Origin of the sequence: Streptomyces sp. NPDC006458, assembly GCF_040612135.1 — a bacterium.
Taxonomy (GTDB): domain Bacteria; phylum Actinomycetota; class Actinomycetes; order Streptomycetales; family Streptomycetaceae; genus Streptomyces.
This window is the reverse complement of record NZ_JBEXPR010000001.1, coordinates 177863-200643: the sequence shown is the minus strand read 5'-3', so window position 1 is coordinate 200643 and position 22781 is coordinate 177863. Positions and strand designations below refer to the sequence as shown.

General features: G+C 72.3%; 33 protein-coding genes and 1 tRNA gene. 27 read left to right on the top strand and 7 right to left on the bottom strand.

The window, feature by feature from the left end; translation table 11 throughout:
• Positions 1 to 132 precede the first annotated feature (132 nt).
• The 3 genes from ABZZ79_RS01050 to ABZZ79_RS01040 all read right to left on the bottom strand — a co-directional run bounded on the left by ABZZ79_RS01050 (position 133) and on the right by ABZZ79_RS01040 (position 4684).
• Positions 133 to 666 (bottom strand): single-stranded DNA-binding protein, encoded by a 534-nt coding sequence (locus ABZZ79_RS01050; RefSeq protein WP_356685090.1) that lies wholly within the window; start codon positions 664 to 666, stop codon positions 133 to 135.
• 256 nt (positions 667 to 922) lie between these two features.
• On the bottom strand, positions 923 to 3073 hold the full coding sequence (locus ABZZ79_RS01045) for a YfjP family GTPase (RefSeq protein WP_356685089.1): 2151 nt from the start codon (positions 3071 to 3073) through the stop codon (positions 923 to 925).
• A gap of 3 nt (positions 3074 to 3076) precedes the next feature.
• Positions 3077 to 4684 carry a dynamin family protein gene (locus tag ABZZ79_RS01040; RefSeq protein ID WP_356685088.1) on the bottom strand — a complete coding sequence of 536 codons (1608 nt, stop codon included), beginning with the start codon at positions 4682 to 4684 and terminating at the stop codon, positions 3077 to 3079.
• 318 nt (positions 4685 to 5002) lie between these two features.
• Between ABZZ79_RS01040 and ABZZ79_RS01035 the strand changes: the two genes are divergently transcribed.
• Together ABZZ79_RS01035 and ABZZ79_RS01030 are read left to right on the top strand one after the other, a co-directional pair.
• Positions 5003 to 5075: transfer RNA gene (locus ABZZ79_RS01035), tRNA-Arg, on the top strand.
• A 113-nt stretch (positions 5076 to 5188) separates the two neighbouring features.
• Complete coding sequence (locus ABZZ79_RS01030; RefSeq protein ID WP_356685086.1) at positions 5189 to 6160, top strand: tyrosine-type recombinase/integrase; 972 nt, start codon at positions 5189 to 5191, stop codon at positions 6158 to 6160.
• A 455-nt stretch (positions 6161 to 6615) separates the two neighbouring features.
• On the opposite strand, the gene ABZZ79_RS01025 is transcribed toward ABZZ79_RS01030, so the two are convergent.
• The gene (locus ABZZ79_RS01025; RefSeq protein ID WP_356685084.1) at positions 6616 to 6990 is read right to left on the bottom strand and encodes a hypothetical protein; all 375 of its coding nucleotides are present in this window, start codon (positions 6988 to 6990) and stop codon (positions 6616 to 6618) included.
• Positions 6991 to 7242: 252 nt separating this feature from the next.
• Here ABZZ79_RS01025 and ABZZ79_RS01020 point away from each other — a divergent pair, with 252 nt between their 5' ends.
• The 24 genes from ABZZ79_RS01020 to ABZZ79_RS00905 all read left to right on the top strand — a co-directional run bounded on the left by ABZZ79_RS01020 (position 7243) and on the right by ABZZ79_RS00905 (position 20361).
• Positions 7243 to 7620 (top strand): helix-turn-helix transcriptional regulator, encoded by a 378-nt coding sequence (locus ABZZ79_RS01020; protein WP_356685082.1) that lies wholly within the window; start codon positions 7243 to 7245, stop codon positions 7618 to 7620.
• A 28-nt stretch (positions 7621 to 7648) separates the two neighbouring features.
• Positions 7649 to 7849, top strand: a complete 201-nt coding sequence (locus ABZZ79_RS01015) for a hypothetical protein (protein WP_356685080.1) — start codon at positions 7649 to 7651, stop codon at positions 7847 to 7849.
• Positions 7850 to 7951: 102 nt separating this feature from the next.
• On the top strand, positions 7952 to 8305 hold the full coding sequence (locus tag ABZZ79_RS01010) for a hypothetical protein (protein ID WP_356685078.1): 354 nt from the start codon (positions 7952 to 7954) through the stop codon (positions 8303 to 8305).
• Positions 8302 to 8805 carry a hypothetical protein gene (locus tag ABZZ79_RS01005; protein ID WP_356685076.1) on the top strand — a complete coding sequence of 168 codons (504 nt, stop codon included), beginning with the start codon at positions 8302 to 8304 and terminating at the stop codon, positions 8803 to 8805. Before ABZZ79_RS01010 ends, ABZZ79_RS01005 begins: the two co-directional genes overlap by 4 nt.
• Positions 8806 to 8887: 82 nt before the next feature.
• Positions 8888 to 9283 (top strand): hypothetical protein, encoded by a 396-nt coding sequence (locus tag ABZZ79_RS01000; RefSeq protein WP_356685074.1) that lies wholly within the window; start codon positions 8888 to 8890, stop codon positions 9281 to 9283.
• The gene (locus ABZZ79_RS00995; protein WP_356685072.1) at positions 9280 to 9609 is read left to right on the top strand and encodes a hypothetical protein; all 330 of its coding nucleotides are present in this window, start codon (positions 9280 to 9282) and stop codon (positions 9607 to 9609) included. The genes ABZZ79_RS01000 and ABZZ79_RS00995 overlap by 4 nt, the downstream gene beginning before the upstream one ends.
• Positions 9606 to 10433, top strand: a complete 828-nt coding sequence (locus tag ABZZ79_RS00990) for a hypothetical protein (RefSeq protein ID WP_356685070.1) — start codon at positions 9606 to 9608, stop codon at positions 10431 to 10433. Before ABZZ79_RS00995 ends, ABZZ79_RS00990 begins: the two co-directional genes overlap by 4 nt.
• 17 nt (positions 10434 to 10450) lie before the next feature.
• Positions 10451 to 11530: a hypothetical protein gene (locus tag ABZZ79_RS00985; RefSeq protein WP_356685068.1), complete on the top strand. Its 1080-nt coding sequence runs from the start codon at positions 10451 to 10453 to the stop codon at positions 11528 to 11530.
• Positions 11527 to 12342 (top strand): exonuclease domain-containing protein, encoded by an 816-nt coding sequence (locus ABZZ79_RS00980; RefSeq protein WP_356685066.1) that lies wholly within the window; start codon positions 11527 to 11529, stop codon positions 12340 to 12342. Before ABZZ79_RS00985 ends, ABZZ79_RS00980 begins: the two co-directional genes overlap by 4 nt.
• Positions 12339 to 12803, top strand: coding sequence for a phiSA1p31-related protein (locus ABZZ79_RS00975; RefSeq protein ID WP_356685064.1), 465 nt, complete (start codon positions 12339 to 12341; stop codon positions 12801 to 12803). The genes ABZZ79_RS00980 and ABZZ79_RS00975 overlap by 4 nt, the downstream gene beginning before the upstream one ends.
• A 32-nt stretch (positions 12804 to 12835) precedes the next feature.
• Positions 12836 to 13417, top strand: a complete 582-nt coding sequence (locus ABZZ79_RS00970; RefSeq protein ID WP_356685062.1) for a crossover junction endodeoxyribonuclease RuvC — start codon at positions 12836 to 12838, stop codon at positions 13415 to 13417.
• Entirely contained in the window at positions 13414 to 14532 is a 1119-nt protein-coding gene (locus ABZZ79_RS00965; protein WP_356685060.1) for a DNA cytosine methyltransferase, read from the top strand. The genes ABZZ79_RS00970 and ABZZ79_RS00965 overlap by 4 nt, the downstream gene beginning before the upstream one ends.
• Entirely contained in the window at positions 14529 to 14735 is a 207-nt protein-coding gene (locus ABZZ79_RS00960) for a hypothetical protein (RefSeq protein WP_356685058.1), read from the top strand. Before ABZZ79_RS00965 ends, ABZZ79_RS00960 begins: the two co-directional genes overlap by 4 nt.
• Positions 14732 to 15004, top strand: coding sequence for a hypothetical protein (locus ABZZ79_RS00955; RefSeq protein WP_356685056.1), 273 nt, complete (start codon positions 14732 to 14734; stop codon positions 15002 to 15004). The genes ABZZ79_RS00960 and ABZZ79_RS00955 overlap by 4 nt, the downstream gene beginning before the upstream one ends.
• Before the next feature lie 7 nt (positions 15005 to 15011).
• Positions 15012 to 15455 carry a hypothetical protein gene (locus ABZZ79_RS00950; protein ID WP_356685054.1) on the top strand — a complete coding sequence of 148 codons (444 nt, stop codon included), beginning with the start codon at positions 15012 to 15014 and terminating at the stop codon, positions 15453 to 15455.
• Positions 15455 to 15826 carry a hypothetical protein gene (locus tag ABZZ79_RS00945; protein WP_356685052.1) on the top strand — a complete coding sequence of 124 codons (372 nt, stop codon included), beginning with the start codon at positions 15455 to 15457 and terminating at the stop codon, positions 15824 to 15826. The genes ABZZ79_RS00950 and ABZZ79_RS00945 overlap by 1 nt, the downstream gene beginning before the upstream one ends.
• 12 nt (positions 15827 to 15838) lie before the next feature.
• Positions 15839 to 16759, top strand: a complete 921-nt coding sequence (locus ABZZ79_RS00940) for a hypothetical protein (RefSeq protein WP_356685050.1) — start codon at positions 15839 to 15841, stop codon at positions 16757 to 16759.
• A complete protein-coding gene (locus ABZZ79_RS00935) occupies positions 16756 to 17259 on the top strand; it encodes a hypothetical protein (RefSeq protein WP_356685048.1) in 504 nt (167 codons plus the stop codon). The genes ABZZ79_RS00940 and ABZZ79_RS00935 overlap by 4 nt, the downstream gene beginning before the upstream one ends.
• Positions 17256 to 17459 carry a hypothetical protein gene (locus tag ABZZ79_RS00930; RefSeq protein WP_356685046.1) on the top strand — a complete coding sequence of 68 codons (204 nt, stop codon included), beginning with the start codon at positions 17256 to 17258 and terminating at the stop codon, positions 17457 to 17459. Before ABZZ79_RS00935 ends, ABZZ79_RS00930 begins: the two co-directional genes overlap by 4 nt.
• Positions 17456 to 18016: a hypothetical protein gene (locus ABZZ79_RS00925; RefSeq protein ID WP_356685044.1), complete on the top strand. Its 561-nt coding sequence runs from the start codon at positions 17456 to 17458 to the stop codon at positions 18014 to 18016. The genes ABZZ79_RS00930 and ABZZ79_RS00925 overlap by 4 nt, the downstream gene beginning before the upstream one ends.
• On the top strand, positions 18013 to 18603 hold the full coding sequence (locus ABZZ79_RS00920) for a hypothetical protein (RefSeq protein WP_356685041.1): 591 nt from the start codon (positions 18013 to 18015) through the stop codon (positions 18601 to 18603). The genes ABZZ79_RS00925 and ABZZ79_RS00920 overlap by 4 nt, the downstream gene beginning before the upstream one ends.
• Positions 18600 to 18800 (top strand): hypothetical protein, encoded by a 201-nt coding sequence (locus tag ABZZ79_RS00915; protein WP_356685040.1) that lies wholly within the window; start codon positions 18600 to 18602, stop codon positions 18798 to 18800. The genes ABZZ79_RS00920 and ABZZ79_RS00915 overlap by 4 nt, the downstream gene beginning before the upstream one ends.
• Positions 18801 to 18833: 33 nt before the next feature.
• On the top strand, positions 18834 to 19205 hold the full coding sequence (locus tag ABZZ79_RS00910) for a hypothetical protein (RefSeq protein WP_356685038.1): 372 nt from the start codon (positions 18834 to 18836) through the stop codon (positions 19203 to 19205).
• Between the two features lie 193 nt (positions 19206 to 19398).
• Entirely contained in the window at positions 19399 to 20361 is a 963-nt protein-coding gene (locus ABZZ79_RS00905; RefSeq protein WP_356685036.1) for a hypothetical protein, read from the top strand.
• A 3-nt stretch (positions 20362 to 20364) separates the two neighbouring features.
• Here the strand turns inward: ABZZ79_RS00905 and ABZZ79_RS00900 are convergent, their stop codons facing one another.
• The 3 genes from ABZZ79_RS00900 to ABZZ79_RS00890 form a co-directional block, all read right to left on the bottom strand.
• Complete coding sequence (locus ABZZ79_RS00900) at positions 20365 to 20589, bottom strand: hypothetical protein (protein ID WP_356685035.1); 225 nt, start codon at positions 20587 to 20589, stop codon at positions 20365 to 20367.
• Between the two features lie 104 nt (positions 20590 to 20693).
• Positions 20694 to 21014: a hypothetical protein gene (locus ABZZ79_RS00895; protein WP_356685033.1), complete on the bottom strand. Its 321-nt coding sequence runs from the start codon at positions 21012 to 21014 to the stop codon at positions 20694 to 20696.
• 32 nt (positions 21015 to 21046) lie between these two features.
• Positions 21047 to 21247 (bottom strand): hypothetical protein, encoded by a 201-nt coding sequence (locus tag ABZZ79_RS00890; RefSeq protein ID WP_356685031.1) that lies wholly within the window; start codon positions 21245 to 21247, stop codon positions 21047 to 21049.
• A 274-nt stretch (positions 21248 to 21521) separates the two neighbouring features.
• Here ABZZ79_RS00890 and ABZZ79_RS00885 point away from each other — a divergent pair, with 274 nt between their 5' ends.
• Complete coding sequence (locus ABZZ79_RS00885; protein WP_356685836.1) at positions 21522 to 22763, top strand: DUF2637 domain-containing protein; 1242 nt, start codon at positions 21522 to 21524, stop codon at positions 22761 to 22763.
• Positions 22764 to 22781: the final 18 nt, after the last annotated feature.

Sequence of the window (22781 nt, the reverse complement as noted above, 5' to 3'; positions counted from 1 at the left end):
GTTCGTTCGCTGTGCGTTCGGCGTGCGTTCGGCGTGCGTTCGGCGTCGCGTTGGGGATCTTCGGCCGGCGGACCGGGGTTCGGGCCGGGTCCGGTCCTCGGGCGGGTCCGGGCCAGGCCCAGTGGCCTGACGTCACGTCACCGCCGCAGTTTCGAGCGTCTGTTGAACCGTGTGTGACGGGTTCGGGCTCTCCGGCCCACCCGGTCCGTCCCGTCCCTCCGCCCCCTCCACGGAATCCGCCACCGGGGTCTCCCAGTTGGGCTCGGCCCGCCCCGCCGCGGCCTCCTCCCCCGCCTCCGCCTCCGCCTTCGCGCCGCCCCGCCGGAAGGCGGACGTACCCCAGCCCAGGTCGTGGCCGATGGCCACCGCGTCGATGTCGGCCGAGGTCCAGTTCTGCCCCTCGCGCACGTCCTGGCGGACCTTCAGCCTGCCCTGCACCAGCACCGGGTCGCCGACGTTCAGCGACGCCGCCGCGTTGGTGGCGAGCTGGCGCCTGGCCCACACCGTGAAGAAGTTGGTGTGCCCGTCGGTCCACACGCTCTTCTCGCGGTCCCAGTAGCGCGCGGTCACCGCCAGCCGGAACCGCGCCGACGGCCCCGCCGCCAGCTCCCGGTACACCGGCTGGGTGGCCACCCGGCCGACCGCGCAGATCATCGTCTCGTTCATCGCGAACCCCTCCCACGCCCGGCCGTCTTCCACCGGGTGGACTCCCGCACGGGCCGCTCCCGTCCGGCTGCGATGCCAGACTGCCCGCGCCGCACGGGACCCGCCGCGCCCTGTGGACCCATCGTCGACCTGTGGAAAACCCGGCCACCCGCCCGAGTGACCCTCGTCGCCGAGGGGACCAACCACCCACAGGGCCCCGCCCCTCCCACAGGGCCCGGCCCCTCCCACCCGGCGCCACCCCCTTCGGCCACGCCCCTCAGCCCACCCCCACAACCCTCCCGTACTGCTCCCGGACCTCCCGGTACCGCAAGAGCTCCGCCGCCACCGGATCCAGGACCCGCGCCCGGCCACACCCCGAGGCCGCCTCCCGCAGTCTGCGCTCGGCCTCCTGCCCATAGCGCCGGGCGGGCCCTCTCGCGGCCATCCGGCAGCCCCACTCGACCAGCGGTCCGCCGACGATCCCGAGGACCATCAGCAGCACCGGCACACCCAGGTTCGGCGCCATGACACCGACGATCTGCGCAACCAGCCACAGCCCCCCGACGACCTGAAGAATCGTCATCGCGGCCTGGGACAGCACGGCCACCGGCCACCAGCCGGGCCGCGGCGGCCTCCCGGCCGGCAGCCCCGCCCGGGAGGCCAGCTCGTCCAGCGCCTCGGGCAGCCCATGGGCACCGCGCGCCGCCGCCTCCCGCACCGCCTGCGCCCAGGGAGCCGGCATCCCGGCCGCCGCCCGTTCGGCGACGATCCGTACGGCCTGCTCCACCCGCTGCCGCGCGGTCGCCTCCTCGTCCGCCTGGGAACGCAGCGGCAGCCGCCCGGTCACCGGGTCGTACCGGTCCTGGTACCACCGCCACAGCCGCAGCCACGGCGTCCCGCACGCGCGGTTGGCGTTGCGCAGCCAGGCCCGTTCGGCGGCCTCACCGGCCGCGGTCGCGCCCACGGCGTCCGCGAGCCGGGCGGCGAACTCGTCGCGCGCCTCCTCGCTGAGCCCCATCCGCAGCCCGGTCGCGTACACCGGCCGCAGCCCCGCCGCCGCGGAGTCCAGATCGGCGGCGACCCGCCGCGCCGGAGCGCCCCGCTCGGCGACGAACTGGCCGAGGGCCTCGCGCAGTTCACCGAGTCCGTCCCCGGTGAGCGCGGACAGCGCGAGCACGTGCGCGCCGGGTTCGCCGTACTCGCCGAGCGCGATCCCGTCCTCGTCGAGCAGTCTGCGCAGATCGTCGAGGACCTGCTCGGTGGCCTCCCCGGGCAGCCGGTCGACCTGGTTGAGGACGACGAACATCACCTCCGCGTGCCCGGCCATCGGCCGCAGATAGCGCTCGTGCAGCACGGCGTCGGCGTACTTCTCCGGGTCCACGACCCAGATCACCGCGTCGACCAGGGCGAGCACCCGTTCCGCCTGCTCGCGATGCTGTACGGCGGCGGAGTCGACGTCGGGCAGGTCGATCAGGACCAGCCCGCGCAACTGGGCCTCCGCCTCGGGGCTCTGCACCGGCCGTCGGCGCAGCCGGCCCGGGATGCCGATCCGGTCGATGAGGGTCGCCGCCCCGTCGCTCCAACTGCACGCGATCGGCGAGGCCGTGGTCGGCCGTCGTACGCCGGTCTCCGAGATCGTCACACCGGCGAGCGCGTTGAACAGCTGGGACTTGCCGCTGCCGGTGGCGCCCGCGATGGCGACGACCGTGTGCTGCCCGGAGAGCCTGCGCCGCGCGGCCGCCTCGTCGAGCACCCGGCCCGCCTCGGCGAGCGTGCGGCTGTCCAGCCGGGTGCGGGAGAGCCCCACCAGTTCGCGCAGGGCGTCCAGCCTGGACCGCAGCGCCCCGTCGTACGCCAGCGGGGCCGCGGTCTGCGGCACGGGCGCCCGGCTCTCCGCCACGGCGGCCGCCGCCTGCTCGCCCTCGTTCACCCGCCGTGCGATCAGCCCGTCGTCCCAGGTACCCGTGCCGCCCTCCTCGCGCCGCGCCTCACCACCGTCGGCACCCGGCGAGTCGGCCGTGCCCCGCGAGTCGGCCGCCCCGCGTGAATCGGCCGTATGCCGCGAGTCGTCCGTACGCCGCGGAGCCCCGGCCCCGGCGCCAGCCGCCGCCTCTTCCGACGGCACGCGCGCGTGCCCGCCATCCGCCGCCATCTCCGCCCCCTCCTCCGGCACCCCCGCCGACGCCTCGCCGCCCTCCGCCCCGGCAGCGGCCCCGGACCCGGACCCGTCCGCCCGCCCGGCCCGTTCCGGCTCGTGAGAGGCCTCCCCCACGACGTCCGGGCCCTGCTCGCCCCGGTCACCGTCCCGGGAGTCACCAGGGCTGCCGGCGTGAGCGATGTGCTTCCCAGGGCCCGAGTGACCCGAGTGATTTGAGTGATCCGAGTGATCCGAGTGATCCGTGTGGTCCTGGTCAGCGACGGCGGTCACCGGTCACCTCTCCTTCTGCAGTACGGACAGCGCGGCGATGAGCTCGGCCTGCGGTTCGGGATGGACGTCGAGTCCGTCGAGTGGGGCGAGACGGCGCTCGCGCTCGGTGTGCAGGACACGGTCGACGTGCTCGGCGAGCAGCCGTCCGCCCCGGTCGCGCAGCCGCAGCGCCCCGTGTGCCCCGAGCCGCTCGGCGAGCCGCTCGCCCGCGGAGCGCGCCCGGCGTCCGCCGAGCAGCGCGGTGGCCACCAGCGCGGCGACCGTCTCGGGGTCGGGGGCCTGGCTCCGGTCGACGTCCCGGATCTCCTCCTCGGCGAACTCCTCCAGCTCGCGCCGCCACCGCCGTACGGCCATCCCGATGCGGTGTTCGGCGCTCTCCGGCTCGGGGTCACGGGCGGCGAGCAGCTCCGGTGCGTCCGAGGCGGGCTCGCGGCGCCAGGCGTCGTCGACGCGCTCGTCGGCGGCAGTGACGGCGCACAGCAGCAAGGCGCCGAGGCTCTCCACGAGCGCGTCGAGCAGTTCGGCGGCGGTGCAGTCGAGGGGGAAGGCCCGCCAGCGTTTGAGGGCGCCTCCGGCGAGGACGGCTCCGGCCTGCAGGCGGCTGCGCACGCGCGTGTGCTCGCTGTCGTAGGCGGCGTCTACGGCGGCGGTGAGCCGCAGGGCGGCGGCGTACTGCGCGGCGGCGGCACCGGCCAGTTCGGGCATGCGGGCCTTGAGCGAGTCGAGGACGCCGTACGCCGTGCGGGCCATGACGTACTGGCGGGCGCCCGGGTCCTGGGCCTGGTGCACCAGCCAGGTGCGCAGCTGGGCCACGGCGCTGGCGGGCAGCAGGCCGCCGCCCCAGGCGGACTCGGGCAGCTCGGGCACGGTGAAGCGGGGCACCTCGCCGAGGCCGGCTTTGGTCAGCAGGGCGCCGTACTGGCGGGACACCTCGGAGACGACCTGGTGGGGAACCCGGTCGAGCACGGTCACCAGGGTCGCGTGGTACTCCTTGGCGGTGCGCAGCAGGTGCCAGGGCACGGCGTCGGCGTAGCGGGCGGCGGTGGTGACCATGATCCAGATGTCGGCGGCGCAGATCAGCTCGGCGGCGAGCACCCGGTTGTCGGCGACGAGGGAGTCGATGTCGGGCGCATCGAGCAGGGCGAGGCCGCGCGGGAGGGTGTCGGCGGTCTCGATACGCAGCACGCGCGCGGGGTGCTCGCCAGGCAGCAGCAGATCGTCCGGCTCCTGCTGGGGCACCCAGACGCGGGTGAGATCGGGCAGCACCCGCATGCCGCTGAACCAGTGATGGTCCTCCGGGTGGCACACCAGCACCGGGGTACGGGTCGTCGGCCGCAGCACCCCCGCCTCGCTGACCCGCCGCCCCACGAGCGAGTTGACGAGGGTCGACTTGCCCGCCCCGGTGGATCCGCCCACGACGACGAGCAGTGGCGCTTCAGGGTCTCTGAGCCTGGGCACCAGGTAGTCGTCCAGTTGCGCGAGCAGTTCGTCGCGGTTGGCACGCGCGCGTGGGGCCCCCGCCAGCGGCAGCGGGAAGCGTGCGGCGGCGACACGGTCGCGCAGGGCGGAGAGTGCGTCGAGCAGCTGAGGCCGTACGTCCAAGGTCACCACATGCGAAGAATGCCCAATTTCAGGGGAATTCTGAAGCATATGGGCATCCCTGCGCGCCGACAGGACAGAAGGGATGGAAGGGACGTCCGGGACACCCGCCGGGGCCAGGCATAACGAGTGCACAACACCCGTGGTCCGAGGCGTCAAAAGCGATGCACGATTCATCACTGCCTGCGATTATCAGGACCGCTTCACCGAACCTCCACATCGAGCCACGGAGGAGAGGCGGCAGGGACATGGATCGGGGAGCCCTATCCTTGTCCCCGGCGACGTCAGGGTTCAGCCCACACCCGGGCACCACGACCGAGGCCACACCCGGCCCCCGTAGCTCAGTGGATAGAGCAGGCGCCTTCTAAGCGCTTGGCCGCAGGTTCGAGTCCTGCCGGGGGCGCAAACACCCTCTGACCAGCGGAAACGCTGGTCTTTTTCATTTCTGGCCCGATGCACATCGCTACTGGGGCAAGCGCCTTGACTGCCCACGATCGTGGGCATCATGGTTATGGCATGGACGATGAGCGCTACAACATCGGGCCCATGGCTGCCTCATGGCTGCGTGCCCTCAAGTCACAGAACAAGGCCGACAACACGATCCGTATCTACGGAAACGCCGTCAGATCGTTCGCCCGCTTCCTGGTCGACGCCGACGAGGGGTACAAGCCCGTCGTCGACGACGAGGGCAACACCGGGCGGCCGGCGCCGACCGACCTCGACGAGGTTCACCGCGAGCACGTCGAGGCGTACGTCGCCGCCACGATCAAGCGGACGTCACCGGCGAACGCGCACCAGCACTTCCGGGCGCTGAAAACCTTCTTCAACTGGCTGATGGACGAGGAGGAGATCGACCGCTCGCCAATGCGGACGATGAAGCCACCGGCCGTGCCCGAGACCGAGGTGCCCGTCATCACCGAGGACGATCTCGCGAAGCTGTTCAAGGTCTGCAAGGGGCGGTCGTACGTCGACCGGCGCGACACGGCGATCTTGATGCTGTTCCTCGATACCGGCGTGCGCCTGTCCGAGTTGACCGAGCGACGGGTCGGCGACCTCGACCTCGACATGATGGTGCTGCGCGTCCTCGGCAAGGGCGACAAGTGGCGGTCGGTGCCGTTCGGCCGCACCTGCGCCGCCGCCCTCGACCGGTACTTTCGGGCGGCCGCGAAACACAAGAAGAAGGAACTTCACGAGGACATGTGGCTGTGGTGGGGCGACCGCAACAACGGGCACCGGCTCACGATCTCGGGCGTGAACAAGCTACTCAAGCGGCGGTGCGTCGAGGCGGGGATCGAGCCGATCCACCCGCATCAGTTCCGGCACACCTTCGCCCACCTGTGGAAGGTCAACGGCGGCAATGAGGACGACCTCATGCGCATCACGGGGTGGAAGTCGCGACAGATGCTTTCGCGCTACGCCGCGTCGGCGGGCGCCGAGCGGGCCCGTGCGGCTCACGCGCGCCTCAGTCCGGCCGACCGCCTCGGCTGAGCACGGTTGCGCCCCGGTGCCCGGCTCGTCGGCGAGCCGGATGCCGGGGCGTTGTCGTGCGACCTTGTGGGGGGTTTACGGAACCCGGCGCACTTCGAGGTTCCCGACGAGCTGTGGCATTCGGAGGCAGAGCAACGCGAGTGCCGCAGCCTCGTCGATCTGTTGGGGATCGTGAGCGAGCCGGACGTACGCACCAAAGTCGCGATACATCATCGGCGTACCGAGGTCGAGGTCGACCCGTTCCACTCGCACATCTGTCACATGACCCCCTGTTCCCGCCGGTACAACAGCAGCACAAATCGAACCGGCGTTCGACACGCGCGAGGTTCGATCACTCTACGACGAGCGGGACCGTAAGCACAGCGCGTATCACCAGCAACAGGCGGTGATCTCGTCACCGCGAGGCAACAACCTAAACGCGCCTTTACAGAAAGCTCACCCGATCGGGTGAGTGCTCACTGTTCGGCGTCCCAGCGGTCGGCTACCGCCTGCGCCTTGTCGGTCGGCGCGTCCTCGCTGCCGAGCATCCGAACGAGCCGGGCCGGCGCCCCCTTGGACAGTTCGGCGTCGGTGTACCCGATCACTTGCAGGTGCGCGGCGGCCGCGACGATCTCGCGGTCGACGCCGAGGCCGATAGCGACCGCGCCGACGAGTTGGGGCGTCACGTCGTACCCCTGACCGGCGATGATCTTCGCGACGAGACTCTTCCCCGGCGACCAATCGGTGTCGGGATCCACGGCGACAGCGCTGAACTCTCGCGTGGACATCCGGCGCCCCGCGCCGACATGCGCCTTCACGAGTTCCGTGAGCGCGTTCCGCTGCTGCGGCATCCCTCCGCCTCTCTCGTCTCAATCAGTCCACGCCCAAAACCGGGCGAATATACGAATTCGCAGGTCAGGGCGTACAACCTTTTTCACCTGCGGGACATTGTCCACGATCGAGGGCAGTAGTGGGGGCCGGGGGGAGATGCTCGGCCGATTCTTGACCCTTCGCGCGAGCTGCCCACGATCGTGGACACCGCTCATGCGATGTGCTCTACTGGAGCTGCCCACGATCGTGGGCAGCTAAGCGGAGGCGCATCCATGACCCAAACCCGGCTCTATCTGACCGACCGGCAGGTGCTGCGCGGGCTGATGACGTGGGGGCCGGCCGGAAGCTCGCTGGATATCCGGAAGTTCGCCGCCGCCGTAGGAGTCTCGAAGAGCAAGATCGGCGCGCTGCTGTCGGGGGAGCGACCTTCAGTCACGGAGGACGTTGCCGACCGCATATGCGAGGTTCTCGCCGTCCGCAGGGACGCTCTTTTTTACGACCGACTGCCCACGCCCATGGGCGAGGGCAGCCACAGCAGAGGAGGAACTCACCGTGAACACGAGCGAGCGGTCGCAGCAGATGAGGTTCGCGGCTCACACGAGTTGGGCGAACACGACGGACCGGTCGGCCCGTACCGCCGCCGCCCGTAGGGCGTCGCACCACACGCGATTCCTCGACATGGCGCGAGCGAAGCACCCCGACGCCACCGAGGCCGAGATCGCGAAGGTCGCCGAGTCGCTGCGCAAGGCGCATTACAGCGCGCTCGCCCTCAAGTCGGCGGCCGCCCGCCGCGCGAAGCGCGAGATCGAACAGGCGAAGAAGCGGGCCGCGACCGAGCGACAGCTCGCGCAGTACCGCCCCGGCAGCGCCGCCGCCTGATCTTCCCCCGGACGCAAGTCGGGGCCGACCCGGATGCCGGTCCGGAACGACCCCTGTCGGCTCGCGCCCCACTCAACTACTGCAGAAAGCGAGGCGAGTGCCTTGAGCACACAGCCTATCCCCCTCCGCACCGCGAAAGCGCCGGCGATCGACCCGCAGCTCGTCGCGGTCGAGGCCGCGATCGACTACCTCAACTTGCCCACCGTGCGGCCTCCGTTGGTCCGCGAGGACGGCGTACACGTCGTCGTCGCCGACGGCGAGCAGTTCGCCGCGTGGACGTTCGCACTCGGCGGCGATGTCAACCGGGCGCCCGCCCTCGACGGCGCCTCGCTGTGGACGCTGCGTACCGAGACGCCCCGCCGCGCCGACGGCTCGACCGTCCGGATCCGCGTGCACGTCGCCCTCGTTCACGACGAGTTCGTGCCCGCCGAGTTCCGCGGCGCGGTGACGGCATGACGAACCCGAACATCGAGCGGGCCGCCCGCGCAATCGCCGCCGCGGTCGTGCACGGCAAGACGGGCGACCCCGCCCTCGAAGCAGCGCAGGCGCTCGACGAGTTGGGGCTGCTCGCCCCGTCCACCGACCCGTTCATGACGCCCGGCCGGAACCGGCCCGCCGCGAGCCCGGCCGCTGTCGCTGCCCTCGACCAGTGCCGTCGGGCGAAGGGCGTCGCCGACGCCACACGCGCGCAGGCCGACGGCATGCCGGGCAAGCCCGACGTGTCCGCGGTCGGCGGCGAGGTGCGGATCGTCGTGCACCCCGAGTCGCTCGCCGACTGGAAGCAGTGGATGCACGCCCTCGGCGTCGGCGACGCCCGAGCCGACTCGACCGGCGTCGCGATGACCGTCCGCTGTACGTACGGCGGTGTCCGCGCCCGCCTCGTCGGCGTCGGCGTGCCCGCCCTGTACGGCGAGATGCACATCGCCCGCGGCCGGCGGACGGCGGTCCGTCCGTGAGTGCCGACAACATCACCGCCGCCGTGATCATCGCGCTCGTCGCGATCGCTCTGCTGCTCGCATCTTCTGCCGGGGGTTCCCGATGACCAACACCAACACGCCCGTTGACGGGCCATACCGCATCACGACCGAGCCGATCCCCACGGGCGTGACGCTCGACGTCGAGGCGTTCGTGCAGGGCGTCGTAACCGACGTCGTCGAGCTGCTGCTCACCGACGAGTTCGCCGACCGCCTCGACGGGCTGTACGACATGCAGGCCCGTGACCCGCACCTGATCGAGCGCCCCGGCGACCTCCCGTTCGAGGGGCTCGTCGACGACCTCGTCGCCACGGTGCGCACCAAGATGCCGGTGTACGGCCGGCAGTGCGGACGCCTCGCCGAGCGACTGCTGACGCTCAGCCTCGCCGGGCAGTTGCGGTCCCTCGCCGACCGCCGCGCGGCCGCCGCCTCGCACGCCGAGGGAGGTGCGGCGGCGTGAACGCCCGCACCGAAGTGCACGCCGCCCTCATGCGGGCCGGCTACGGGGCGCCCGGCGCCGACCGGCTGCTCGACCAGATCGAGGCCGACGCCCTCACCCGTGAGAAGGACACCCGCGGCGGATCGTCGCAACAGGGCGAGTCCACTCACGAGCAGCGACACCCGCGCCCGTGCGAGTTCCCGACCGTGCTGCCGTGCACCTGCCCGCGCCCGTCCGCGCTGCCCGACTCGGCGTTCGCCCGAGCCCGGCGCCGCGCCCGCATCGCCGCGTTCTTCCACGGTGCCCGCGACGGGCACGCCGCGGTGTGGGTGGGTGCGGCGCGATGACCGACCCGAAGTGGGCGAGGGACACCGAGCGGGGTCGGTACTACGACGACCCCGCCGGGGGCCCGCCCTTGATCAGCGTCACGAACGCGCTGTCGAGCATCGCGAAACCGGCGCTCGTGCCGTGGGCCGCCGGCCTCACCGCCGACGCCGTGATCGCCGAGCCGATCGCGACCGCCCGCCGGGCCCGCACCGAGCCGACCGCGCTGCGGAAGGAACTCGTCGCCGTCTCGCGGCACTACACCGAGCGGGCGCAGAACCTCGGCACCCGTGTGCACCTGCGGGCCGTCGCGCTCGTGCTGAACACCCCGCACCCGTACGACGAGGAAGTCGAGCCGTACGCCGTGCAGTTGGCCGCGTGGTTCCGGCTGTGGCGGGTCGACTTCGAGCGGGACATCGAGGCCGTTGAGACGACCGTCGTGCACCGGGCCCGCGGCTACGCCGGGACCGGCGATCTGTGGGTGTGGCTGCCGACGGGCCGGTACCGGCGGCGGCAGCTCTGGCTCGTCGACTACAAGACGTCGGCGAAGAAGCCGGCCGACACGGTGTACGACGAGCAGCCGCTGCAGCTCGCTGCGCTGCGGCACGCCCCCGAGTGGCTGCTGCCCGACGACAGCAGCGAGGCGGCGCCGCGGGTGCACCGTACGGCGCTGCTGAACCTGCGGCCGCGGTCGCACCGGTTCATCGAAGTGCCGTCCGGCCGCGAGCAGTTCGCCGCGTTCCTCGGTGCCATGCGCACCGCTCGATACCTGCACGGCGCCCCGAGCGTGTACCCGGCGGTCGTCCCGCCGTGGGCGCCGGGCGCATCCGAACGAAAGGCAGCGTGACCATGGGATCGCGCATCATGACCATGAGGCGGGCGGGCGCCGAACTCGGCCGGATCCGCACCGGGTACAGCACCCCTCACCCCGACCCGAAGAAGCGGGCGATCGCGCAGCGCAGCGCGACGTTCATCCTGTCGTCGCACTCGCGCGAGTACGTCGAGCGGGCGGCCGCCCTGTACGGCGGCACGGCCGAGGAGTGGACCCCGCAGGGTTCGAAGATCTCGCAGTTCCGGGTCATCACCGAGGCGCGTGAGCTGCGGGCGATCCTGCCGCCCGGCGACCCGCTGTCGCAGGACAACGAGCTGTGGACCGGGGGCGGTTGCGCCCGGCGCTGCGACGGGATCACCGAGAAGCTCTCGCGGCGGCCGTGCCTGTGCCTCGCCGAGCACGGCGAGCAGTGGCACGAGCAGCCGGCGGGCACCGTGTGCAAGCCGACGTCGCGCCTGAACGTCATGCTCGCCGACCTCCCCGACTTCGGCGTGTGGCGGCTGGAGACGCATTCGTACTACGCCGCCGACGCCATGGCGGGCGGGATCGACGCCGTGCTCGCGGCGACCGACGGCAAGAGCCCGATGCCGCTGCGTATGTGGATCGAGCAGCGCGAGGTGAAGCGCCGGGGCAAGACGAAGCGGTTCCCGGTCGTCATGGTGGTGCCCGCGATTCCCTCGCTGCGGCACGCCCTGTCGGGCCCGCTGTCCATGGCGGCCGCCCTCGACCCGAGCGCGATCGAGCGGCCCGCGATCGAGGCGGCGCCGGCCGAGGTGCCCGACTACCTCGACGAGGCGCGCAAGTGCCGGACGTCCGACGAGGTGCGGCAGGTGTGGCACAAGGCGAACCGCGCCGGCCACGTCGCCCGCGACGGGTCCGACGAGCTGTCGCGCGACCTCATGGCGATCGCCGAGGACATCGACAAGGGGATCGACCCCCGGACGGGCGAGGTCGGCGACCAGGACGACGACGGCGAGCAGCACGACGACGAGGGAATCGTCGACGCCGAGTTCGTCGACGACGACCAGGACGCGAGCAGCGAACCGCCGACCGCGCACCCGGCGGCCGCGTGGCCGACGGCGGCGCAGCCCGGATCGGGGGCCCGCCGATGACGTGGCACCTCGGGCGCCTGTCGGCGTTCGACCTTGAGACGACCGGTGTCGACGTCGAGACCGACCGGATCGTGACCGCCGCCGTGCACACCCGCGGCGGCGGGCTCGACCCCGACGCGGGCGAGTGGCTCGCCGACCCCGGCGTCGAGATCCCGGCCGAGGCGACCGCCGTACACAAGATCACGACCGAGTACGCGCGTGAGCACGGCGAGCCGGCCGAGCACGTCGTGAACGACGTCGCTGCCCGCCTCGCCTCGCACGTCGTGTTGGGCGGCGCGGCGATCGTCGGGCACAACGTCCCGTTCGACCTCACCATGCTCGACCGCGAGTGCCGCCGCTACGGGCTGCCGACCCTGCACGAGCGGCTCGACGGGCACCCGCTGCACGTCATCGACACGCGCGTACTCGATCAGCACGCGATCCCGTACCGCAAGCGCCCGAGCGAAGAGCAGGGGGCGCGGCAGCTCGTCACCCTCGCGCAGGTCTACGAGCTGCCGTGGGACGACGAGGCGGCGCACGGCTGCTCGTACGACGCGATCACCGCGGCGCGCATCGCCGGCCGGATCGGGCAGCTCGCGCACATGCGGCGGGCGGACTGGCCCGAGCACATCCGCGGCGAGCGCCGGGTGCGCTTCCACGCATTCCGCGACCTCACGCTCGCCGAACTGCACGACCGGCAGATCGAACTCGCCGCCGAGCAGGCGGCCGGCCTCGAAAAGCACTTCCGCAAGACCGACCCGCAGGCACGCGTCGACGGCTCGTGGCCGCTGCGTCCGTGGACCGAGCCGACCACCGAAGGGGCCCCCGCATGAACGACCGATTCATGTTCGTCGACCGCGAAGAGAACCCGCTCGTGTTCCTGATCGACGCGCACGGCGACGTCGAGGTGCACGGCGAAGACCAGGTGTGCAAGCTGCGCGCGGCCGCGATCCTGCGGTACGTCGCGGCGCAGTTCATCGCCGAGCACCCGCGGGGCGCCTGCACGCCGCAGCCGGACGCGAAGGGGCACCGGCCGGTCGAGCCGCTGCACAGCCACGCGGGCACCCTCGACCGCGACCGAAAGGTGTGGACCGACGGCACCGGCCACGCGTGGAACCTGTCCCTGCCGTGGGGCGACGTCGACGACCGTGCGTGGCGGTGGCGCGGTGTCCTCGACCGCCGAGGGACGCCGCTCATGCGGGCCGACGCCGAGGGCGACGACGAGGTGCAGCCGCTCGACGTCGTGCGGTCCCTGTACGGGCCGATCGCCCCGCTGTCGGGCGGTGCGGCATGACCGAGATCCCTGGACTGATCCCGGCCGACGAGGTGCCGCTCGACGACCGCGCCGCGGCACCGACCGACGTGCAGGTGATCGGGCTCGACCTGTCGATCACCTCGACCGGCGTCTGCCGGGTCGACGGCTCGACGTTCCGAATCCGGACCCGGCAGAAGGACGGACCGAAGCGCCTCACGGTGATTCGCGACCGGCTGACGATCGAGGTCGCCAAGCAGCAGCCCGACCTCGCGGTGATCGAGGATCTACCGACCAAGATGCACCCCAAGTCGCTCAAGCCGGTCGCGGCGCTGCATGGCGTCGTGCAGGCGCTGCTCGTCGACGCGGGTGTGCCGTGGGCGTACATCGCGCCGGCGACGTTGAAGAAGTTCGCGGCCGACAACGGCGGCGCGTCCAAGCGGGACATGACCGCGGCCGCGTTCCTCGCGGACGGTGCGACGTTCGAGGACGACGAGGGCGCCGACCAGGTCGACGCGTGGTGGCTGCGCGCCGCCGGGTTCGACTGGCTCGGGCTGCCGCTGTTCACCATGCCCGAGGCGCAGCGCGAGGCGCTCAGCAAGGCGGATTGGCCGGACACGTACGCGCAGCGCTACGTGATGGGGGCCGCCTCGTGATCGTCGAGGGATTCGGCGGGCCCGGTGGTTGGGCCGTCGCACTCAAGCGGCGCGGCGAGCGGCACGTCGGCATGGAGACCGACCGCGACGCGTGCGCCACCCGCGCCGCGGCCGGACACCCGACGATCCGGTGCGACGTGACCGCCTACCCGACCGCCCCGTTCCGCGGCCGCATCACGGGCAAGGTCGACTCACCGGTGTGCACGCCGTACTCGCGCGCCGGCAAGGGGCTCGGCAAGGTCGATCAGCCGCTCGTCGCGCAGGCGATAGACGACCTTGCGCACGGCCGGGACACCCGCGCCGCGTTGCGGGCCGAGTGCGCCGACAAGCTGTCGATCCTGGCGGCCGAGCCGATGCGGTGGCATCACGACCTGCGCCCCGAGTGGATCGTGATGGAACAGGTGCCCGACGTGCTGCCGCTGTGGCAGCAGTACGTCGAGGTGCTGACTCGCTGGGGGTACTCGGCGTCGGCGCGCGTGCTGAACGCAGCCGACTACGGCGTGCCGCAGACCCGGCGCCGGGCGGTGCTCGCCGCCTCGCGGATCCGCGACGTCGTGTGGCCGGAGCCGACGCACTACGACCCGAGCCGCGGCGACTGGTTGTGGGGTATGCCGTGGGTGTCGATGGCCGATGCGCTCGGGCTGCCGTCCGGCGTGGTGGTGAACACCCGCGGGGATCGCCCGACGGACGAACGCGGGCGGGCAGCCGGCGGCAACGAGTTCCCGGCCGACGGTCCGTGCCAGGCACTCACCGGCCGAGCCCGGTCATGGAAGCTGCGTTCCGGGCAGGGTTGGAATCTGCAGTCCGGGCAGAGCGTCGGCGGGAAGGGGCGTTACGAGCGGTCGATCAGCGAACCCGCGTTCACCATCACCGGCACGGCGGGCCGCTGCAAGTGGGTGAACGACGGGGTCGAGGAACGCAGCCTGCAGCTTGAAGAGGCGGCCGTGCTGCAGTCGTTCCTCGCCGACTACCCGCTCGCGGGCAGCCGCACCTCGCAGTTCCGGCAGGTGGGTAACGCCGTGCCCCCGCGGCTGGCCGAGGTCGTCATCGAGGCCGCGGCCGGCCCGGTCGCCGATCGCGACGGCAGCGGGCTGCGCGTCGAGGTCGCGGCATGAGGCGCCGCTGCGCCGCGCCCGGCGCCGCCACAATCCCCGGCACGGCTGTGACGCCGCGCCGCCGATCGGCGGACGAGATCACCGCGGCGCTATCGCGGCCGGTCCCGCCGGTCCCTGATCAGGGCGACCTCGTCGAGCACTGGCACGAGTGCGGACTGCTCGACGACGACCAGGTCGACGCCCTCGGCGGCGAGCAGCCGTGAACGGGATCGGGCCGACGATCGGCAACCCGCACCCCGGCTACGGGCTGCGGGTCCGCCTCGACAGCAACAAGGCGAAGAGCCTCGCCTCGGGTGACTTCAACTGCCCGTGCGGGCACGCCGAGGACGCTGTCGGGTACGCCGAGGTCGCGTCGCTCGTGATCCGGTACGGCCGGCACCGCCGAGACGACTGCCCGATTCCCGAAGTACGAGCAGCGGCCGCACGCCAGTACGCGGCGCTGCAGCACTCCATGAACAAGCGAAGGAAGTGATCCACCCATGCCGAGGCTGGAAGACGACGCCGAGGTCGAGGTCAAGCTCGACAGTGCCGCCGGGATGCTGCAGCAGGCGATCCCCGCGATCCTGCGCCGCGGGCTGTTCGAGGCGCCCGGCGCCCGGATCGTCGCGGTCGTCGAGTTCGCGAGCACCTCGTACACCGGTCACGCCGCGAACGAGGACAAAGACCCGCAGGTGAAAATGCGGGTCAAGTTGGCCGAGGTCGCCGTCGACGGCGATCAAATGCGGCTGCTGCGCGAAGTCATGCGCGCCATGTACCGGAAGCGCAAGATCGACGGGACGCTCGACGAGATGGGACCCGCCGCGTACGACCTCGACACCGCGGTCGAGCTGCTGCTCGCCGAGCACCCGACCGAGGGCGAGTTCGAGGCGCACGAGGCGCGCGAGCGGGCCGCGAAGCGTGGCAGCCGGGTCGAGCAGTACTGATGACACGGCCCCCGAGCAGCAGCAGCGGCGCCCGCCGGGTGCGATGCCGTTGTGGGCGGTTCGTGCTGCGGCAGCTCGTCGGCAACCGGGCGGCGCTCGATGTGACCGCCGACATCGACGAGTTGACCCCGGCCGAGGCGTTCAAGCTGCGCGAGCCGAACCGGCTCGACTGGTGTGTGCGCACCGCGTCGGGCGGGCCCGACCTGCAGTGGGCCCACTGCCACAGACGCAAGGCGGAGTGCACCCGCTCGCACGTGATAGATCACCAGTGCACGGCGCCCCCCGGCACCTCTGCCCTCGCCCACGGGCGCGGGCAGGGGCGCCGCCCCCGAACGACCTCGGTTCCCGAGGGACAGCTCACCCTCGGATAGGAGACAACCCCGATGGCTTGGCTCGCCGTTAGCGACAACGCCCACTCACACCCGAAGATGATCGCCGCCGGGAACGCGGCGCTCGGGCTGTGGCTGCGGTGCGGTGCGTACGCAGCGCAACACCTGACCGACGGCATCGTGCCCGGCGCCATCGCGAAGATGTACGGCTCGAAGCCGCAGATCGCAAGGCTGCTCGCGGCCGGACTGTGGCACGAGCACGGTCATAAGTGCCCGCACCCGAAGTGCGTACAGCCGCAGCCCGGCGACTTCTACATTCACGACTACCTCGCCCCGTACAACCCGTCGCGGGCCGAGGTCGAGCAGAAACGCGATCGGGCTGCCGAGAAGAAGCGGAAGCAGCGCGCGGCGCAGGACGCGCAGGGGAATCGCGGCGGATACGACGACGATCCGCACAGGAATCGCGAGGGATTCGACGAGGAATCGCCCGCAAATCCGTCGCGGAATTCTGACGGCGCCGCAGGTCACGGCGGTACGTCCCCAGGGGACGGCTCGGGGACTCGTGCGCGCGGGAACCCCTCCCCTCCCCGCCCCTCCCATGAGGGGGGTGCAGGTAGAGAGTCGGGCGGCCGCGGTCGCGCTGCTCTCTCTCCGATCCCCGCCGACTGGCAGCCGAGCGACGACGACGTGCAGGCGGCGCAACTCGCCCGTGCGGACGCCGGCCGCGAGCAGCTCACCGCGCAGCAGATCGCCACGGTGACCCGGAAGTTCGTCCGGCGCATGACTGACGACCAGGTGACGGCGGCCGCGTGGGGCGGCCGCTGGCAGCAGTGGGCCGAGAACGAGCGCCCCGAGCCGGCCGCCGGGCCCGGCGGTGTCGTCGTGCATCTGCCCGGCGCCATGACCAAGGGACAGCAGCAGCGAGCCGGACTCGACCGGCTGCGCGAGCGCATGAACGGAGGACACAGCGCATGACCCTCGACGAGACCCTCGAACTGCTCTCGCAGATCTCCCTCGTCGACGACCGCGTCGTGCGGCTCGACGACACCGAGCAGGCGGCGCAGCTCTCGATGTGGGCGGCGATCCTGCGGGACGTCCCCCTGCAGTTCGCCGGCGAGGCAGTCGGCCGCCACTACGCCGAGTCGGCGTGGGCGATCATGCCGAAGGACATCGCCGAGCGGTGGCGAGCCGAGTCCCGCCGCCGGCTCGAACGGGCCGTCGGCACCTTCGAGCCGCGCGCGCACCCGCAGCTCGACCCCGACGACATCCCCGGCTACCGGGCCGCGCTGCGCGCCGAACGCGAGGGCGTACGCCGCGGCGGATACGACCCCGTCGCGTGGCCCGAACTCATGGCGGGCTCGGACCCGATCACGGCCGGCTGCCCGAACGACGAGTACCTGCGAGCCCGCGAGGCTCTGCGCACAGCGCGCGAGGCCGCTCGCACCGCACCCCAGGAAAGCGAGGCGACGTCATGAAGAACCGACCGCTGCTCGCCGAGACCGTGCCCGACGGCACGTTCGGCGGCGCCCGGACCCGCCGCGAGCAGCAGCGCCTCGGGCCGGACCCCGACGCCGCGCGTCACTGGGCAGACCTCGGCGCCGCCGTCGCCGAGATCGACCACGCCCGCGGCTACGGCGTGAACCGCCGGTACCGGACCCGCGAGGGGTGCTCGTGACCGCCGCCATGCAGTTGGACCTCGCGGCGATCACCGCCCCCGCAGCCGGCTTCTTCGAGACGGACACCGCCGCGGCGAACGCCTTGCTCACGTGCTGGGGGCACTACCTCGGCCCGAGCGACCGGCCGTTCGGCTCGCAGGCGTGGCGGCTCGACGTCGGCGGCGAGCCCGTGAGCGTCGCGATCAGCGCCTCGACCGTGAGCGCGACCGTCGGCGGATACGCGCGCAGGCAGGTGGTCGAGTTGGCCCGTCTCTGCACCCGCCCCGGCGAGCAATGGGCAACGCGCGTGACGCTGCGGCTCTGGCGGCAGGTGGGTGCGCCCGCGTGGCCGTACTGGGACGTCGCGGCGGCGGTCGCCTACTCGGACAACAAGCGGCACCCCGGCCACATCTACCGCACCGACGGTTGGCGGCGGCTCACCGACCGCGCGGGCGCCCCTTCCGGCCCGAACGCCACGTGGTCAAAGCAGCGGGCCGAAGGGCACCCCGCCCGCGGCCGGAAGTCGCTGTGGCTCTGGCAGTACGACACACCGACGATCAAGGAAGTGCAGCGATGACCGACCCGAACATGACCGCCGTCGAGGCACTGCTCGCGTTTGCCCGCAGGGCTGTCGACGCCGAGGCGGCGCAGGCGCTCGTCGACGAGGCCACGCGCGAACTCACCGGCCGCACCGTCGTACGGCCCGACCAGCCGCTCAAGCCCCTGCGGTTCGTGCTGCGCCGCCGCCGGGACGTGTCCGGGATCAGCGGACTCGGCGACGTCGCCGACGGCGTGCTGTGGCCGGACGGGACGGCGAACGTCCGGTGGCGCGGCGAGCACCCCTCGGCCGTGTTCTGGGACCGCGGCCGCGTGTCCGTCGAGTTCATCCACGGCCACCAGGGCGCGACCGAGGTCGAGTTCATCGACCATGACGGCGAGCCGGTCGCCATGCCCTCGCCCGCGGGCGAGGGCGGCACGACGGCGGCCGCCCCGCTCGTCGTGCGGCGCGTCCTCGAACACGCCCTGCGCAGGCCGGTCCCATGCCCGAAGTGCACGCGCACCGCGAGCTGCAGGTGCATCGCCGACCGGACCGAGGCACGCGTCGACGTCGTGCTCGGCGCCCTCGCCCCGTGGCTCAACTCCGGTACCGGCGAGGCCGCGTGAGCGAGCCCGACGACCTCGACGGGCTCGACCAGGACGACGCCGAGGCGCTCGTCGACCTCGACCCGGTGCAGCTCGAACTCGCCCTCGCGTGGCTGCACCGAGAGAACCCGCTCGCCGGATACGGCACGCCCGTGACCCGGCAGCGGAAACCGAACGCGGTCGGCCGCGCCGTGCACGACGTACTGCCGACCCTCTGACCCGCCCGCCATCCACAGACTGTGAGGAACCCCGTGGAAAACGCGACCGTCACCGAGACCGCCGCCACCCCAAACGCCGCCGACCCGGCGCCCCATTACGCGCTCGTCGCCCTCGATGAGATCCGCACATGGCGGCACCGGCAGCCGCACAGTGACGCCCCGCGGTTCGCTGAACTCGACGCGATCCTCGACGCTGCCGCCGTCGGCCGGATCGAGCGCCGCCTCGATCTGCCCGAGCCGATGTCGCTGCCCGAAGCGGTCGCAGCGCATCACGCCGTGCTCGACCTGCGGCGCCGGATCCTGGCAGACGCCGGCCGGGCGTGGGATCTCGTCGAGGCGCGCGTGATCCGGCAGATCGCGCGGTTCATGCCGAGCGCCGACACCGAGATCGCGAGCGGCCGATGAGCGAAAACACCGTGGCGGCGATCGTCGTCGTCTGCGTGACCGCGATCGTCATCGCCCGCATATGGGCGTCGACCAAGCGCAAGTACCCGCGCTGAACGTGACGGCGGGGCGCCCCAAGCCGGCAAGCACCGGGCGCCCCGTCCCCTTCGCGGTGTGATCAGCCTACGCCCCACGCACCACAGGAGCGCTCACCATGCAGCACACCGCCCGCCCCCGTACCGCCCTCGACGACTTGCAGGTCGTCGTCGACCACTGGACCCACTTGCGCGCCCTGATCGACACCTCGCAGACCTCGGACACGTGGCCCCCGGCCATGGGCAAGGCCGAGTACCTGCGCACCCTCGACGAGCACGACCGCGACGAGACCGCCCTACTGCTGCAGCACGCGCAGCACCTCGTGACCAAGACCGACGAGCACGGCCGCCCGCGGTACGAGTGCCTGCACTGCGACTACGTCGGCGAGGGACGCAGCCACCTGCCGCGCCCGGACCGGCAGCCGGGGCAACTCGGCGAGCGACCGGTGCCGCTGCGGCTGCACGTCGTCGACGCGTGCCGCGCGGTCGAGGTCGCGCTGTGCTCACTCGCCGACCAGATCGCGGCCGAGATCCAGCGGGACACGGTCAAGGGCCTGCGCCGTCCGATCCCCGGCGACCCGGTCGGGCTCGCCCTCGGCATGCTCGCCGCCCGCGACGAGGCCGACCCCGCCCGGTGGCACTTCACCATGGGCGACCGCAGCGCGGTGCGCGCCGCCGAGTGGCTGCTCGGCCGGCTCCGCGGTGACGAGGGGCCATGCATGCCCCTGCGCGACCATCACCGGGCGTCGATCGGGCTCGTCGCCCGCGAGGCTGCCCGCCGGATCGAGCGGACGATCGGCGGCACCGTCGACCGGTACGCCGTGGCGATGGATCGGCCGTGCCCGTACTGCGGCAGCGCGCTCACGATGCACGCCGGCGGCGGCGAGGACGACGCCGTGACTTGCGCGGGCCCGGATTGCATGGCGCCGGTCGGGCTCGACGGCGGCCGCCGCACCTGGTCGACGCCGGCGCAGCTCGCTGTCCTGCAGCGGGAACTCGACGAGGCGGCGCGGCGCCGGAAGCGGGCCGATGACCGGGCTCGGCAGCGAGCAGCAGCTCGCGCTCGTGGGGCGGCCGCGTAGCGCTCACCCCTCGGCGGCGGTTCCCCACTCATGGGGCCCGCCGCCTCGCCATTCGATCAGGTCGGACTCGGCGACCTCGCTCGGGTCGAGTTCCAGGCCGGCGCGGCGCAGGAACTCGGCGACGTCGACGAGACTGTGCGCGAGCCCGAGAATCTCGCCGTCGACGCGCACCCGGCGGCCGCCGCTCGGCGAGGGCGGGTTCACGATCACGGGGCGCTCGGCGTCCATACGGCCATGGTCGGGCCGGACGCCGCCGCTCGCAGCGCGAGGTACCCCATGCGGACATGCGCAGACCCCGCCGCTTCGGGCGGGGTCGACTGGCGGCGGCGGAGCTACTTCGGGACGTCTACGTACACCACGACGGACACGTGCTGCGCGCGGCTGTCGGTGTCGCCGGGCGAGCTGCCGAGCCCATAGTGCCGCACGACGTCGACCACTACGAGCGGCGCCTTCATCTGGTCCCACAGGGTGACCGTCTCGCCCTTGACCGGCACCGTCATCGGCCCCTCGAACATCGCGAGGTCGATCTCGTTGTCGCCGTCGCGGTACACGAAGGACGTCGACTGCCGCACGCGTCCGTAGTCCTGCAGCTCGATGTTCCGGGCCCGCGCCTGCAGAGTGGTCTCGATGGCCTGCGGTAGTTCGCTGCTCATGGTCGGTGCCTTCCTGTTGTCGTGTAACCGGGTCACTGCTCGTCGCCTTGCAGGTCTGTACGTTCGCCGGGGCGCAGGTCTCGCGCGTCCCAGTAGCGGCGCACCTCGTCGAGATCCCACTCGTCACGGGTGCTGCCGGGGCGGCGGTGCGGCTGCGGGAAGTCCTCGTGCGTGCGGCGCCACGTGTGCACGTACTGCCGGGAAACACCGAGTTCGGCAGCGACCTTCGACATGTTCCCCAACCTCGGTTCCCCCTCGCCGCCGCCCGGCGTCGGCGGCTCTTCCCGCTCTGGCATGGCGCTCATCCTGCCCTAACCTTGTTGACACTGTAAAGCAGGTTCACCTACCGTCGAACCCGCAACAACGGAATGCCCCGGCCGGCGCCGCGAACGCCACATGGTCGGGGCAGACCGTGCCCCCAACCGTCAAGCAGAGGGCCGATCCGTGGCTGATAGTAACGGCGAGCACCACAGCACACCCGAGCGTGACCGTCCGCAGCTCACCACCCTGCAGCGCAGGATCATCGCCGGGGTGGCGCTCGGCGCTGCCGTGATCGCCCTGATCGGGTTCATCGGCTCGTACGCCGCGGTTCGCGCCCTCGCGGAAGCGAAGCACTTCGGACAGTTCGCAATGATCTTCCCGATCGGGCTCGACGCCGGGATTCTCGTACTGCTCGCGCTCGATCTGCTGCTTACATGGCTGCGCATTCCGCTGCCGATGCTGCGTCACATCGCGTGGCTACTCACCGCGGCGACGATCGCCTTCAACGGCGCGGCCGCGTGGCCGGACCCGATCGGCGTCGGCATGCACGCGGTGATCCCCGTTCTGTTCGTCGCCGTCGTCGAGGCGGCTCGGCACGCGGTCGGCGTCGCCGCGGACATCAGCGCCGCCAAGCACATGGAGTCAGTACGGCTGTCCCGGTGGCTGCTCGACCCCGTCGGCACGTTCCTGTTGTGGCGGCGCATGAAGCTGTGGGAACTGCGGTCGTACGAGCAGGTGATCAAGCTCGAACAAGAGCGGCTGATCGAGCGGGCCCGGCTGCGTCGGCGGTACGGGCGCAGGTGGCGCTCGAAGGCTCCGATCGAGGCTGTGCTCGCGCTGCGGCTCACCCGGTACGGCCGCCCCCTCGCGCCGATCGAGGGCGTGCTCGACGTCGGCGGCGCCCCGGCCGCTGCGCTGCCCGAGGGCGATCACGTCGGCGGGCACGACGAGGGCGCCCCGGCGATCGCACCCGCCCCGCAGGGCGCCCCGGCTCTGCCGCCCCCGCCCCCGGCCGACCCTGCCGACCCGAGCGAGGGCGCCCCGCAGCGCCCCGCCCCGGAACCCGAGGGCGCCCCGAAGGAACTCGACCCGGCGAACGAGGGCGCCCCCGAGCGCCCCGCCCCGGACGACCAGGGCGCCCCGCAGGGCGACGCCCCCGACAGCGAGGGCGCCCCGCAGGATGACGCGTCCGACCCCGAGGGCGCCCCGGAGCGCCCCGACGGCGAGGGCGACGACGAGGCGCCCCGCGACGAGCAGCGGCCCCCGACCCGAGCCGAGGTGAAGAAGAAGATCAAGGCGCTGTACGCCGAACTGAACGGCCGCCCCGGCGAGGGCGCGATCGTCAAGCTGCTGGAGTCCGAGCACGCGCTCGGCTACCCGTACAAGTCCCGCCGCCACGCGCAGAAGCTGCGCGACGAGGTCGAGGCGGACGACCCGAAGCTGCTCGAACTCGGCTCGCCCAACGTGCGGGCGCTCACCGGCTCGTGACGGTCTGACTGTGACTGC